The sequence below is a fragment of the Micromonospora tarapacensis genome (assembly GCF_019697375.1).
In the GTDB taxonomy this organism is placed as follows: Bacteria; Actinomycetota; Actinomycetes; order Mycobacteriales; family Micromonosporaceae; genus Micromonospora; species Micromonospora tarapacensis.
Genome location: NZ_JAHCDI010000004.1, coordinates 1,511,887 through 1,526,987, shown reverse-complemented (window position 1 = coordinate 1,526,987; position 15,101 = coordinate 1,511,887). Strand labels below are relative to the sequence as shown.

Here is a 15,101-nt window from a genome sequence, read left to right as displayed (position 1 = left end):
GGGCCGGTTCACCCCGGCCCCTTCGGCAATCCTTTCGATACCGACGGTGATGGATGTTGCCTCGGGGCGGCGGCCCGGGAGGAGCCGTCGACGGCCACCGGCGGTGGCGGTGGCGTCCGTTCTCGCCGGCGGGCCCCGGATCACCGAACGATCGCCTACGGGACAATCTCGGCACGATTTCCAGGAATCGGTGCAGTTCACCCCGCAACTCCACGAGTCGGCGTCCACGACGCTGGACCGTCGAGTGGTTGCCATGCCCCTGCTCACCATTTATGCAGGCCAGGTGAATGTTACGCGAAGATTGACGGGAGCGCACAATCAAATGACGCTGGGAGAATAGTCGAAACGGCGACGCGACGCTTCATTCCGAGCCCGTACGGGGCGCTGCAACGGGTCGAGCCGACAGGCGATCACCGCCGGGGCTGCCGCGCCGAGACCGGCAGCGAGGAACGATCTGAGCTGGGAAGGTTCGGTGCCTGCGGCACGTGGGAAGTGCGCCCGCCGGGTCATCCTGGGCACTCGGGTGAGCCTAGCATCGATCTATGTAGGTCTGCAACGAAGCCGCTCGACCGATCGAACAGAGGCCGCCAAATCGGCCCGAAACAGGGTGAGGCGGCGCGGGAGGCGGCAATCCAGAAGCACCCGTCGAAATGCGCCGTAAAATCGATGGTTGTCACCGAGGAAAGTGCTCGGTAGATTTCGCTCGTCGCCAATTGACCGACGTTCACTCTTCCCCTCGTGACAGCTCGGAGGTCGGCTCTCCATGCCCGTGATCCGCACGACTGACGGCGCACCCACGAAGCGACGCGGACAGCTCGGATTCCTGCTCGGCGTGGCGCTGGTGACGGCCGGCGTCCTGACCCAACTGCCCGACGTCAAGATGATGATCGACCACGGCCGTGCGGAGACCGGGGCGGCCGGCATGCCGGGAATGGATGGCATGCCGGCGGGCGAGCCGATGGAGATGTGGACGCCCACCATGCTGCTCGGCATGGCGCTGCTCCTTGTCGGCATGGTGGTGGCCGGGCGGGCGCTGTTCGGGGGGGTGCAGCGACCGGACGCCGAGAGCGTCACCGTGGAGTCCATCGAGCACGGACGGCTGCGTCCGGCCTACGCCGTCACCTGCGCGGTGCTGACCATCGCCCTGGTGGTCGACATCATGAAGCCGCTCACCCTCGGCTTCGTCATGCCCGGCATGAGCGACGAGTACCACATGTCGCTCGAGGCGGTCTCGATCCTGCCACTGGTCGCGCTCACCGGCACCGCCGTCGGCTCGGTCCTCTGGGGCCTGCTCGGCGACCGGTACGGCCGGCGTACCGCCCTGCTGCTGGCCACCCTGCTGTTCATCGCGACCTCGGCGTGCGGTGCGATGCCCAGCTTCGAGTGGAACCTGGTCATGTGCTTCGCGATGGGCACCTCCGCCGGTGGCCTGCTGCCGCTGGTGTTCACGCTGCTCGCCGAGCTGACCCCGCGCCGGCATCGGGGCTGGGTGGCGGTCACCGTCGGCAGCATCGGCGGCCTGGGCGGCTATCTGGCGGCCAGCGAGGCCGCACACTACCTTGAGCCGGCGCTGACCTGGCGTTCGCTCTGGCTGATCGGGCTGCCCTCCGGATTGCTGTTGCTCGTGCTGGCGCCGCTGATCCCGGAGTCCCCGCTCTACCTGCTGCGCGCCGGCCGGCGCGCCGAGGCCGAGGCGGTGCTGCGCCGGTACGGCTCGCACCTCGGCGCCACCCCGCCGGCCGCCGTCGACCCCGGCGCCACCCGCCCCGGCATGGCCACCCTGCTGCGCAGGTACCCCGTCGTGACCTCCGTGATCGGTGTGGTCGGCATCGTCTGGGGGTTGGTGAACTTCGGCTTCCTGGTCATGTTGCCCGCCCAGTTGCGCGAGGCGGGCCTGGCCGGCGGGGTCGCCAGCGGGCTGCTGGCCGACTCGGCGCTCTACTCCACTCCCGCGCTGGCACTCGTCGTGCTGCTCTACGCGGGCTGGAGCGGTCGCCGTGCGTTGGCGCTGTTCATCCTGGTCACCGGCGTCGGGCTGGGCGGTGTCGCCGTCTGGAGCGTCGGCGACGCCGGGCAGACGCTGCTGCTGGCCTCCATCGGGCTGCTGGTGCTCGCGCTGTCGGCGGTCAACGCGATGCTGCTGCCGTACAGCGCGGAGATCTACCCGACCGCGACGAGGGCCACCGGCTCCGGTTTCGCCGGGGCGGCGACCAAGGTCGGCGGCATCCTCGGGCCGTCCGCCATGCTGTTGATCCTCTCCCTCGGCGGCGGGCTGGCCGTCCCCGCCATCGCGCTGGGGGTGCTGTGTCTGGTCGCGGCCGGGCTGTTGCTGGCGTTCGGGCCGGAGTTGGGCGCGTCCGTCGGACCGCTGGCGCCGCCGGCGGCCGACGTCGACCGGGCGGACGACCCACCGCCCACCGAGCCCGCCGGGCCGGCCGCGCCGCCGGTGGCGGGCCCGGCCGTGGGCGCGGCGACCGCCCGGCTCGCCGCCGTGCCGAGCGACGGCGCGGCGGAGGAGGCGCGGACAGCCGGCGCGACACCCACCGCCACGTAGTTGCGTAACCACTGTCGGCACGGAAATCTCTACCTCGGCCGGCGAACCCCGCCATCCCATCCGACGAGGAGCATTGATGTCCACTGAGGACGAATCTCGACCGCGTGGCGCCCGGTTGGTGCTGCTCATTCTCCTGGTGGCGCAGATCATGGCGACGATGGACAACTCCATCGTCGCGGTGGCCACCAAGACCATCAAGGACGACCTACAAACCTCCGGCGCCGTGCTGCAACTCATCCTGTCCGGATACACACTCATGTTCGCGGTCCTCGTCGTCACCGGCGCCCGCCTCGGCGGCGACGTCGGCCACCGGCGGTTGTTCATGATCGGCCTCACCGGCTTCACCGCCAGTTCGCTGCTCTGCGGCATTGCGCCCACGGCGGGCACCCTCGTCGCCGCCCGCCTGTTGCAGGGTGCCTTCGGGGCCATGATGGTCCCGCAGGTCCTCTCGGTCATCCAGATCGTCTTCAGCGGGTCGGCCCGGGCCCGCGCCATCGGGCTCTACTCCATGGTCCTCGCCCTCGGGGTGGCCGCCGGCCAGATCGCCGGTGGGGTGATCGTCAGCGCCGACGTGCTGGGCAGCGGCTGGCGCGCCGCCTTCCTGGTCAACGTGCCGATCGGCCTGGCGCTGCTGGCGGCGGCACCGCGCTACCTGCCGGCGCACACCCCCACCGGGCGGTTCCGGCCCGATTTCGCGGGCATCGCGCTGCTCGCCACGTCGATGGGTGCCGTGGTCGCGCCGCTGGTCTTCGGACGCGAGCAGGGGTGGCCGGCCTGGGCGCCGGCGAGCATCGCCGCCGGCACCGTCGGGCTCGTCCTGTTCGTCCGCTACGAACTGCGGCTGGGCGCCCGCGGCGGGCAGCCCGTGCTGGAGATCGACGCGCTGCGCCCGAGGGGGGTGAAGTCCGGGCTGCTGGCGTGCTGCATCCTCAACTTCGCCTTCGCCGGGGTGCTGTTCCCGCTCACCCTGCACGTGCAGAACGGGTTGGGCTACACACCGCTGCAGGCAGGGCTGATGTTCATCCCGTACCCGGTGGGCTTCGCGGCGGTCAGCCTCACCTGGACGCGCCTGCCGAAGCGACTGCACCGGCCGCTGCCCGTGGCCGGCCTGCTCGTCTTCGCCCTGGCCCTGGCAGCCCTGGCGATCGTCGTCGCCGGCGGCTGGCCCATCCCGGTGGTGTCGGCACTGCTGCTGCTCGCCGGCGCGGGGATGGCGGCCGGCTTCAGCACGCTGGTGGAGCAGACGGCCGCGACGGTCGGCCCACGCTACGCCGCCGCACTGTCGGCCCTGGTCTCCACCGGGACCCTGCTGGCCAGCGTGATCAGCGTGGTCGTCGTGGGCGGCGTCTACCTGGCCACCGCCGAGAACGACCCGAGCCGCTCGGCTCTGGGGCTCAGCCGCAGTCTCTGGATCGACGCCGGGCTGCTGATGCTGGGCTTCCTGCTGGCCTACCGGACCTGGCGGCTGTCCACCCGCGTGCAGGCCGAGGCGGTTGCCGAGGTCACCGGCGCGGCCGAGGAGACCGCGCCGGACCCGGTCGACGAGGCACCCGCACCGAGCGGAGCGCAGCCCACCGCGAGGTGACCGGCGTCGTCCCCGGCCCCGCCCGATCCGTCCACGCCATCAGGTCGACAGCGTCCGTGTCCCCACGTCACGCTCGCGCCGGGACTTCCTCGACCGGCTGGATCCCGGTGACCCCGCGTCGGAGCGGGAGTCACCGGAACCCAGCCGATCAGGGGTGACCGGGGTCAGCCGACGCCGAGAACCCGGTCGACCTGGGTGTCGATGAGCGAGGCCAGCGCGGGCAGGTTCGCCGGGGACCACATCGAGTAGTGGTCGCCGGGCAGCGTGAGCGTCTCCAGCTCCGGCGCCCACCGGCGCCAGGCCGCACGACTGGCCTCCCGCTCCGCCTGCACCAGCACCGTCCGGCCCGGGTACCGGGCCGGCTGGTAGCCGTAGATCGCCCGCATGTTCGCGCGGAACACCGCGTACCGGTGGGCGACGAAGTCGGTCCGCACGTCCGGCGGGATCAGGCCGTGCCGGACCAGGAAGGCCGTGAGCGCCCCGATCGGGTCCGGCGCGCCCACCACCTCGGCGCCCAGGACGGGCGCCGGGGAACCCGAGAGCCCGGCCAGGTCGGCCACGAAGGTCTCCATCACCTGCCGCTCACCCGGCAGCGGCAGCGGGCCGGGCTCGTTGGAATCGATCATCACGACGAGGTCCGGTGCCGCGCCCGCCGCGGCGAGCTGCCGGGCCATCTCGAAACAGAGGAAACCGCCCATCGACCAGCCGGCCAGCAGATACGGCCCGTGCGGCTGCCGTTCCCGCAGCGCGGCGACGTACCGCCCGGCGAGGACCACCAGGTCGTCGATCGGATCGGCGTCCCCCTCCAGACCCGGCGCCTCGAAGCCGTCCATCGGCTGTTCCGGGTGCAGCGCCCGGCTCAACGGCAGGTACCAGTACGGCGAGCCGGAAACCGCGTGCGGGCAGTACAGCCGGGGCCGCGAACCGCCCGGCTTGAGGCTGACCAGTGGCGAGGCGTCGGCCACCGGACCGTGGCCGGCGAGCCGGGCCACCGCGCGGACCGTGGGAGTGGTGTAGAACTGCTTCAGCGGCACCGACGCGCCGAGCCGGCCGGCGACCCGGGACAGCACATGGGCCGCCTGCAACGAGTGCCCGCCCAGGTCGAAGAAGGACGCCTCCGCGCCGACCCGTGCCACCCCCAGCACCTCGGCGAAGATCTCCGCGACCTGACGTTCGGTCGTACCGGTCGGTGCGCTGCCCACCTCGTCCACGTCCCCGGCCTCGGGGGCCGGCAGCATCCGCCGGTTGACCTTTCCGCTGGTGGTCAGCGGCAACGCCGGCAACCGGACGAGGTGGCCGGGCACCAGGTGCGCGGGCAGTTCCGCGGCCAGGTGCGTACGCAGTGCCACGTCGTCGGCCGGAACGGCCGCGTCCACCACGTACCCGACGAGCCGCTGCACCCCGTTGCCGTCGCGTACCACCGTCACGGCGGCCCGCGTGACGGCCGGGTGCCGGCTCAGCGTCGCCTCGATCTCGTCCAGTTCGACGCGCAGCCCGCGCAGCTTGACCTGCCCGTCCAACCGGCCGTCGAAGTGCAGCCGCCCGTCGGCGTCCCAGTGCCCCCGGTCCCCGGTGCGGTAGACCCGCCCGTCGGGGACGAACGGATCGCCGGTGAACCGCCGCGCGGTCAGCCCGACGTCGTTGAGGTAGCCGGTGCTCAGCGCCGCACCGCCGACCAGGATCTCCCCCGGCACCCCCGGCGGCACCGGATTGTCCCAGCGGTCGACCACATAGGTGCGGCGGTTCGGCATCGACCGGCCGATGGGCGGTGGGGTGGACGCCGACCAGTCGGTGCAGTCGTGTGCGAGGCAGCCGACGGTGGCCTCGGTCGGGCCGTACAGGTTGACGAACCGTCGCCGTCCGGGGCGCGCCCAGCGGGCGACCAGGTCGGCGGGGCAGACCTCCCCACCGACCAGCACCTCCCGCAGCGCGCCGAACCGGTCGGTGTCCCCCTCGGCGAGGCCGAGGGTGGTCGGGGTCAGGAAGAGGTGGGTGATCCGCTCCTGCTCCAGCACGCCGGCGAGCCCGTCCGGTGAGAGCAGCCGATCCTTCCCGATCACGACCACGGTGGCGCCGGAGGTGAGCGCCGCCAGCACCTCCCCGGCGGCCAGGTCGAACACCGGCGCGCAGCCGTGCAGTACCCGGTCGCCGGGCCCGCAGCGCCACAGGTCCCGCATCCAGTCCAGGTAGGTGACGAATCCCCGGTGCGGCAGCTGGACGCCCTTCGGATCCCCGGTCGTGCCCGAGGTGTGCAACACGTACGCCAGATCGTCGGGCCCGGGTCCGTCCGCTCCGGCGGTGACATCCGGGGCCAGGTCGCCGGAGTCGAGGTCGCCGGAGTCGAGCAGCAGCGTCCGCCAGGGCCCGTCCGGCACCCCGGCGGCGTGTTCGACACGGGTCAGCAGCAGCCGGGCCGCACAGTTGGTCAGGATCCGGCGCAGCCGGTTCGGCGGCGCCGCGGTGTCCAGTGGGACGTACACCCCGCCGGCGTGCCAGATCGCCAGCGGGCTCAGCACCTCGTCGACGCCCCGGTCGAGCAGCACCGGAACCCGGTCGCCGGGGCGCAGCCCGGCGGCCCGCAGCCCGGCCGCCCGCCGGACGGCCCGGTCCAGCAGCTCGCGGTAGGTCAGCTCGTCGTCGCCGTGTCGCACCGCCACCAGATCGGGGGTGCGCTCGGCCTGAGCGCGGACGAGCTGCAGGACGGTGGCCGCGGCCACCTCCCGCCGCTCACCGGCGCCGACGGCCAGCACCCGTTCCCGTTCGGCGGGGTCGAGCAGCGGCAACCGCGACAGGCGCGTGCCCGGGTCGGCCAGGCCGGCGTCGAGCAGCCGGGCGAGGTGGTCGAGCATCGTGCGTACCCGCCGCGCCTCGAACAGGTCGGTCGAGTACTCGGTCAGCACCGAGTACCGGTCGCCGTGGTCGATCAGGCTGACCATCATGTCGAAGCGGGACCGGTCCAGTCGCAGGTCGACGGGGTCGCTGTCGGTGCCGGGTAGCGCCGGCCCGCCCCAGGTGGACCCGTCGAGCAGTTGCACGGCCACCTGGAACAGCGGGTTGCGGCTCGGGTCGCGGGGTGGCGCGAGGCGCTGCACCACCCGCTCGAACGGGGCGTCCTGGTGTTCCCAGGCGCCGAGGCAGGTGTCCCGGGCCCGGTCGACGAGGGTGGCGAAGCTCGGATCGCCGGAGGCGTCCAGCCGCAGCACGCCCATGTTGGCGAAGAACCCGACCACGCCCTCCAGCTCCGGCCGGCTGCGCCCGCCGAAGGTCGTGCCGACGGCCAGGTCGTCGGCGCCGGTGTAGCGGGCGAGCAGCGCGCCGAAGGCCGCCACCAGCACCATGAACGGGCTCGCGCCGGCCTCCTTCGCCAGCGCCTGCACCCCGGCGTGCAGCTGCGGGTCCAGCGGGTGGTCGAGCATCGCGCCCGTGAACGACGCGGTGGCCGGCCGCGGCCGGTCCGTGGGCAGCTCCAGGGTGGGCAGGTCGGCCAGCCGGTCCGCCCAGTACCGCAGGTGGACCTCCAGGTCGGCGGGCGCCGGGTGCCGGCGCTGCCAACGGGCGAAGTCCGGGTACTGCAGCGGCGGCGGGGGCAGCTCGGGCCGGCCGCCGCGGCGGTAGGCGTCGTAGGCGGCGCCCAGCTCGCGGATGACCAGGCCCATCGACCAGCCGTCCACCACGATGTGGTGCACGGCGAGGGCGAGGGCGTGCTCGGTCGGCCCGAGCCGCACCAGCCGCGCCCGGAACAGCGGCCCCGCGGCCAGGTCGAACGGGCGGTGCACCTCCTTTTCCTGCAACAGGGCCAGGGTCGCCGCGCGGCGCTCGCCGGGCGGCAGGTGGGACACGTCGCCGGTGGCCAGGGTGACCGGGCCGGGCGGCAGCACCCGCTGGTACGCCTCGCCGTCCGCGGTCTCCACGACCGTGCGCAACGCCTCGTGCCGGCGGACCACCTCGTCCAGGGCCCGCCGCAACGCCCCGCTGTCCAGCTCGCCGGCCAGGTACGAGGCCTGCACCAGGTTGTACGTCGGCTCGGCCGGGGCGAGCTGGGCCAGGAACCACAGCTGCTCCTGGGCCCGCGACAGCGGCACCCGTTCGTCGCCGGCCGGCCGGGCACCGATCGTCGCCGGCTGCTGCCGGCGCTGCTCGCGCAGCCGTTGCAGCAGCAGCCGCCGGCGCTCGTCCAGTTGGGCGACCCTGCCGTCGAAGGTCTCGTCGGACATCTCACTCCTCTCAGGACACCGCCGGCCCGCCGCCGTGGCGGCGGGCCCAGCGGTGCGACCGGCGATCAGTCCGCCGCCAGCAGCCGTTCCACCTCGTCGTCGCTGAGCTGCTCGATCTCGTCCAGCAGCTGCCATTGCGCCGCCTGCTCGGCGGCCCGCCGCCGCCCGGCCAGGTCCGCCAGGGCCGCGACGGTCGGTGCGGTGTAGAAGTCCCGCACGGTCAGCGGCACGCCGAGCGCGTCGTTGAGCCGGCCCACCGCCCGGATCGCCTGCAACGAGTTGCCGCCACGTAGGAAGAACTCGTCGTCACGGCCGGCCCGCTCCAGGCCGAGCAACTCGGCGAAGACGCCGGCCACGACCCGCTCGTCGTCGGTGCCCGGCGGGACGTAGGCCGTCCGCGCGGCGCCGGCCTCCGGCGCGGGCAGCCGCTTGCGGTCCACCTTGCCGGTGCGGGTCAGCGGCAACTCCGGCAGGCGCAGCACCACGTTCGGCACCAGGTAGCCGGGCAGCTTCCCGGCCAGCGCCGGCCGCAGCGACTCGACGTCGGCGTCGGAGAGGTCGCCGACCACGTAGCCGACCAGGACCGCCGCCGCGCCCGTGCCGTGCACCGCCGCGGCGGCACGCCGCACGCCGGGCACCGTCCGCAGCGCGTGCTCGACCTCGCCCAGCTCGACCCGCAGGCCGCGCAGCTTCACCTGACCGTCGCGGCGGCCGAGGAACTCCAGTTGCCCGGCCCGGTTCCACCGCCCCAGGTCACCACTGCGGTACGCCCGCCCTGGCCGGCCCGCTCGTCGGCGCCGAACGCGGCGTCGGTCAGCTCGGGCCGGTCGAGGTAGCCGCGCGCCACGCCGATTCCGGCGATGACCAGCTCGCCGGGCACGCCGACCGGGGCCAGCTGCCCGGTGTCGTCGACGACGTACACCCGACGGTTCGGCATCGGCCGGCCGATCGGCACCGGTGGGGCCGGCTCGGCACCGGTCGGGCACTCGTACCAGGTGCAGCCGACGGTCGCCTCGGCCGGGCCGTACAGGTTGAACACCCGCCGACCGTCGACGTTCCATGCTGCCACCAGCGACGGCGGGGCCGGCTCGCCGGCCATCATCACCGAGCGCAGCGCGGGCAGCCGGGCGGGGTCGAGCAGCCCCAGCACGGTGGGTGTGGTGAAGACGTGCGTCGCACCGGTGTCGCGGGCCAGCTCGATCAACGCGCCCGGCCGGTGCACGTCGTCCCGGCCGGCCACCACCACGGCCGCCCCGGCCGCCAGTGCGCTGAACATCTCGCCGACGGCCAGGTCGAACACCGGGGCGCAGCAGTGCAGCACCCGGGACTGCGGGCCGACCGCGAAATCCGGCACCATCCACTCCAGATAGCCGGCGACCATGCCGTGCTCGATCAGCACGCCCTTCGGTTCGCCGGTCGAGCCGGAGGTGAACAGCACGTACGCCAGCGAGGAGGGCGACAGGTCCGCCGGCCCCGGCTCGTCGCCCGCCGGTGCCACGTCGGCGTGTGGATCGACCGCGGTCACCCCGGCCAACGTGCCGGCCAGCGCCGCGTCGCCCACCACCACCCGGGCGCCGGTGTCGCGGACCTGGAAGGCCAGCCGGCTCGGCGGCGCGGCCGGGTCCATCGGGGCGTACGCCGCGCCGGCCCGCAGCACCGCCAGCACGCTGACCACCTCGGCCACGCTCCGGTCCAGCAGCACCGGCACGATGTCACCGGTGCGCACGCCCTCGGCACGCAGGCGGGCGGCCAGCCGGCGGCTGCGCTCGTCCAGTTCGGCGTAGCTCAGGCTGCCCTCGGCGGCGATCACCGCGGTGGCCTGAGGGCCGCGGGTCACGCTCGCCGCGAACAGTTCCGGCAGCGTGGTCGGGCGGTGCTCGCGGCGCTCGCCACCGGCCAACGCGAGCAGTTCGGCGCGTTCGTCGTCGTCCAGCAGCGGCAGGGCCGACAGCGGCGTGTCCGGCGCGTCGACGGCGGCCCGCAGCACCCGCTCCAGGTGGCGGAACATCGCCTCGACCCGATGGGTGTCGAACAGGTCCGTCGCGTACTCCACCCGGAAGGTGATCCCGTCGGTCTCCTCGTACGCGTTGATGGCCATGTCGAAGCGGGACACGCCGGGATCGACGTCGAGGAACTCGGCCGCGAGCCCGGGGAACCGGAAGTCGACCAGGTCGCCGCTGAGCAGGTCGATGGAGACCTGGAAGACCGGGTTGCGGCTGGGGTCGCGGCGCCGGCCGAGCCGGCCGACCACCCGCTCGAACGGTGCGTCCTGGTGCTCCCACGCGGCCAGCAGGGTGCCCATGGTGCGCCGGACCGCCGCCGCGAAACTCGGATCACCGGAGAGGTCCGTGCGCAGGGCGAGCATGTTGACGAAGAAGCCGACCAGATCCTCCAGTTCGGGCCGGCCACGGCCGGCACCGGCGGTGCCGACGACCACGTCGTCCACCCCGGTGTAACGCATCAGCACCGTCTTGAAGCCGGCGAGCAGTACCGCGTACGTGCTGGCCTGCTCGCGCTGGGCCACCCGGCGCAACCCGTGCAGCACGTCGGCGGGCATCCGGTGCACCAGCAACGCCCCCCGGTTGCTGGCCGTGGCCGGGCGGGGCCGGTCGGCGGGCAGGTCCAGCACGGGCGCGTCGGCCAACTGCCGCGCCCAGTACGCCAGTTGCGGCTCCAGCTCACCGCCGTCGAGTTGCCGGCGCTGGGCCAGCGCGTGGTCGGCGTACTGCAGGCGCAGTCCGGGCAGCTGCGGTTGCCGGTCGTGGCGCAGCGCGTCGTACAGTTCGGCGAGGTCGCGCACCAGCACGCCGGCCGACCAGCCGTCGGCGCAGATGTGGTGCAGCACCAGGCTCAGCACGTGCTCCTGGGCGTCGAGGCGGAGCAGCCGGGCCCGCAGCATCAGGTCGCGGCCCAGGTCGAACGGCGCGGTGGCGTCGCGTGCCAACTCGGCGTGCAGCGCCTGCTCCCGGTCGGCGGGGTCGACCGGGCCCAGGTCGCGCACCGGCATCGGCACCTCACCGGCGGGCGACACCAGCTGGTACGGGGTGTCCTCGTCGGCGCCGAAGGTCGTGCGCAACGCCTCGTGGCGGGCCACGACGGCGGTCAGCGCCCGCCCGAGCAGGTCGGCGTCAAGCGGCCCGGTCAGCCGCACCGGCACCGGGATGTGGTAGGTCGGCTGACCCGGTGCGAGCTGTTCCAGGAACCACAGCTGCTCCTGCGTCGGCGACAGCGGCAGCCGCTGCCCCTCGTGCCCGCCGGGCGTCGCCGCATCCGGGCCGTCCTGCCCGGCCAGCGCCGCCCGGGCGGCCCGCAGCCGCTGCTCCAGGTCGGCGATCTCCTGCTCCAGCCGGGCCCGTGTCGGGTCGGCCATTGGCGCTGCCGCGGCGCCGGCCGGTACCGCGTCGACGGCGGCCGGTACCGCGTCGACGGCGGCCGGTACCACGTCGGCGGCGCCGGCCAGCAGCTGCGCGATCTCGCTGACCCGTGGCCCGGTGTAGAAGTCACGCATGGTCGCGCTGACCCCGCCCAGTTCGGTGATCCGGGACAGCACCCGGGCCGCCATCAGCGAGTTGCCGCCCAGTTCGAAGAAGTTCGCGTCGGCGCCGACCTGCTCGACACCCAGCACCGCCGCGAAGATCTCGGCGACCTGCTGCTCCGCCGGCGTACGTGGGGCGACGAAGACCAGGTCGGCGGGGCCGGCCTCCTCGGGCGCCGGAAGCCGGTTGCGGTCCACCTTGCCGACGCTGGTCAGCGGCAGCACCTCCAGGGCCACGAAGGCGTGCGGCACCATGTACGGCGGCAGGTCGGCCAGCAGGTGCTCGCGCAGGTCCTCGGTGCCCGGTGCCGCCGCACCCGCCGGCACCACGTAGCCGACGAGTCGCTTGGTGCCGGGGCTGTCCTCGCGCAGCGCCACCGCCGCCTCGGCGACGCCGGGGTGCGCGGTGAGCGTCGACTCGATCTCCTCCAGCTCGATACGCAGCCCGTTGAGCTTGACCTGGGTGTCGATGCGACCGAGGAACTGGATCTGCCCGTCCTCGGTCCACAGGCCGAGGTCGCCGGTGCGGTACATCCGCTCCCCCGGCCGGTACGGGTCGTCGAGGAACTTCTCCGCGGTCAGCTCGGGGCGGTTGAGGTAGCCGCGGGCCAGGCCCTCGCCGCCGGTGACCACCTCGCCGGGCACCCCGATCGGCTGGAGGTTGTTCCACCGGTCCAGCACGTACGCCACCCGGTTCGGCATGGCCCGACCGATCGGCGGCTGGCCGACCCAGGTGCGGTGCTCGCACTCGTAGAAGATGCAGCCGACGGCCGCCTCGGTGGGCCCGTACCCGTTGATGAACCGGCGGCCCGGGGTGTTCCACCGGTTGATCAGGTCACCGGTCACCGCCTCGCCACCGGCGATCATGTACTTCAGGTCCGGGTATGCGCCCGGCGGGATCCGGCCCAGGATGGCCGGTGGCCCGCCGATGTAGGTGATCCGCTCGGAGACCAGCAGTCGCCCGATCACGTCCGGGTCGGTGCGGTGCTCCTCGGGAACGAAGACCATTGTCACCCCGCGGGTCAGCGCGGTGAAGATCTCGCCCTCGGCGAAGTCGAAGATCGGCGCCATGTGCTGGAGCAGCCGGTCGCCGGGCCCGAAGTCGAAGATGTTGCCGAGCCAGAGCAGGAAGGTGTTCAGCGCGTGATGCTCGATCATCACGCCCTTGGGCTTGCCGGTCGACCCGGAGGTGTAGAGCACGTAGGCCAGGGAGTTCTCGTCGGCCAGCTCGTCCGGCGGCGCCGCGCCGGCAGCCGCCTGCTCCAGCCGCGTCCAGTCGGCGTCGACGAGCACCGCCGTGGCGGTGGTGTCCTCCGGCAGCCGGTCGGCCAACGCGGACCGGGTGACCACCGCCTTGGCAGCGGTGTCGGTGAGGATGAACTCGATGCGGCGGACCGGGTGACCGGGGTCCATCACCACGAAGGCGCCGCCGGCCTGCTGCGCGGCGACCATGCCGACGATCAGGTCGAAGCCCCGTTCCAGCAGCAGCGCGACGATGTCGTCCCGGCCCACGCCGAGCGCCCGGAACCGGTGGGCCAGCACCCGGGCGCGCCGATCCAACTCGCCGTAGGTCAGCTCGGCACCGTCCATGGTGGCCGCCACCAGGTCCGGACGTTCGGCGGCGAGCCGCGCGATCTGCACGTGCACCGGTTCGCGGGCCCGCTCCCCCTTCGGCCCCTGCCAGGTGTGCAGCAGCAGCGTCCGCTCCTCCTCGTCGAGCAGCGGCAGCGCCGACAGTGGGGTGTCGGGCGAGTCGACGGCGGTGCGCAGCACCCGTTCCAGGTGCCGCAGCAGCCGCGCCATCCGTGGCTCGTCGAACAGGTCCACCGAGTAGTCGGCCACCAGGCGCAGCTGGTCGGGGCTCTCGGTGGCGGTGATGGACAGGTCGAACGGGTGGCCGCCCGGGTTGGCGTCGAGCGAGGTGACGGCGAGGCCGGGCAGGTTCGGCTCGGTGCTCTGGGTGGCGCTGCCGAGCAGTTGCAGACCCACCTGGAAGAGCGGATTGCGCGACGGGTCGCGGACCGGTTGGATCCGCTCGACGACCTTCTCGAACGGCACCTGCTGGTGCTTCCACGCCTCCAGCACCACGCCACGGACCCGTTGCAGCAGCTCGCCGAAGGTCGGGTCGTCGGCGACGTCGGTGCGCAGCACCACCATGTTCACGAAGTAGCCGATCAGCGGTTCCAGCTCCGCCGGCTCGCGGCCGGTGGTGGTGGTGCCGACGACGATCTCGTCCTGACCGCTGTAGCGGGCCAGCACCGCCTGGTACGCCGTCATCAGCGTCATGAACAGGGTGGTGTTGTTGCGGGCCGACAGCTGGCGCAGCCGTTGCAACAGGTCACCGTCGAGGGTGTGGGACACCGCGGCGCTGCGGTACGACATCGTCGCCGGCCGGGGCCGGTCGGTGGGCAGTTCCAGGGTGGGCAGCCCGCGCAGCCGCTGCTGCCAGTGGTCGAGCTGGCCGGCGAAGACGTCGTCGGTGAGCTGGTTGCGCTGCCAGGCCGCGTAGTCGCCGTACTGCACGGGCAGTGGTTCGAGCGCCGGCGGGCGGCCGGCGTGGTGGGCCGCGTACAGTTCGGACAGCTCGTTGGTGAGCACCGCCTGCGACCAGCCGTCGGAGGCGACGTGGTGCATGGTGACGGCGAGCAGGTGGTCGGTCTCGTCGAGACGGACCAGCAGCGAGCGGAACAGCGGCCCGGTGGCCAGGTCGAACGGACGGCGGATCTCCTCCTGCACCCGCCGCTGTGCCTCCGCCAGCCGGGCCACCGGATCCACCACGTCGCTGAGATCGTCCACCACCAGCTGGTGCGGCTGCTCCCCCGGCTGGGCGACCTGCTGGTACGGCACGCCGTTCTCGGCCCGGACGGTGGTCCGCAACGCCTCGTGCCGATCGACGACGTCGGCCAGGGCCCGGCGCAGCGCCGCCAGGTCCAGCGTCCCCTCCAGCCGGAACACCGACGGCACGTTGTACGTCGACTGCCCGGGCACCAGCTGGTCGAGGAACCACAGCTGTTCCTGTAGGTAGGACACCGGCGCGCGGCCACCGGGCTGCGCGCGGCGGGGATCCGGGTGGCCGGGCGCTGGCGTTCGGTCAACTGGGCGCCGACCTGCTTGAGCAGCAACGCGCGCTGCTCGGCGGTGAGGGTGGACAGGCGTTGGGCGTGCTGGTTCATGTCGCTCCTCGGCACGGACTGCGGTGACGACGGTCGGATT

5 protein-coding genes are annotated in these 15,101 nt (G+C 73.3%); 2 read left to right on the top strand and 3 right to left on the bottom strand.

Translation table 11 applies throughout. The features are described from left to right. Positions 1–769 precede the first annotated feature (769 nt). Together KIF24_RS12855 and KIF24_RS12850 are read left to right on the top strand one after the other, a co-directional pair. Complete coding sequence (locus tag KIF24_RS12855; protein WP_407939917.1) at positions 770–2,554, top strand: MFS transporter; 1,785 nt, start codon at positions 770–772, stop codon at positions 2,552–2,554. Positions 2,555–2,630: 76 nt separating this feature from the next. Then, the gene (locus KIF24_RS12850) at positions 2,631–4,139 is read left to right on the top strand and encodes an MFS transporter (RefSeq protein WP_221084238.1); all 1,509 of its coding nucleotides are present in this window, start codon (positions 2,631–2,633) and stop codon (positions 4,137–4,139) included. A gap of 164 nt (positions 4,140–4,303) precedes the next feature. Here KIF24_RS12850 and KIF24_RS12845 read toward each other — a convergent pair whose 3' ends face one another. From KIF24_RS12845 to KIF24_RS12840, 3 genes are all read right to left on the bottom strand, one after another. Further along, a complete protein-coding gene (locus tag KIF24_RS12845; RefSeq protein ID WP_221084237.1) occupies positions 4,304–8,353 on the bottom strand; it encodes a non-ribosomal peptide synthetase in 4,050 nt (1,349 codons plus the stop codon). 65 nt (positions 8,354–8,418) lie between these two features. After that, entirely contained in the window at positions 8,419–9,048 is a 630-nt protein-coding gene (locus KIF24_RS32705) for a phosphopantetheine-binding protein (protein WP_331461102.1), read from the bottom strand. Then, the gene (locus KIF24_RS12840) at positions 9,045–14,918 is read right to left on the bottom strand and encodes an amino acid adenylation domain-containing protein (RefSeq protein ID WP_331461101.1); all 5,874 of its coding nucleotides are present in this window, start codon (positions 14,916–14,918) and stop codon (positions 9,045–9,047) included. The genes KIF24_RS32705 and KIF24_RS12840 overlap by 4 nt, the downstream gene beginning before the upstream one ends. Positions 14,919–15,101: the final 183 nt, after the last annotated feature.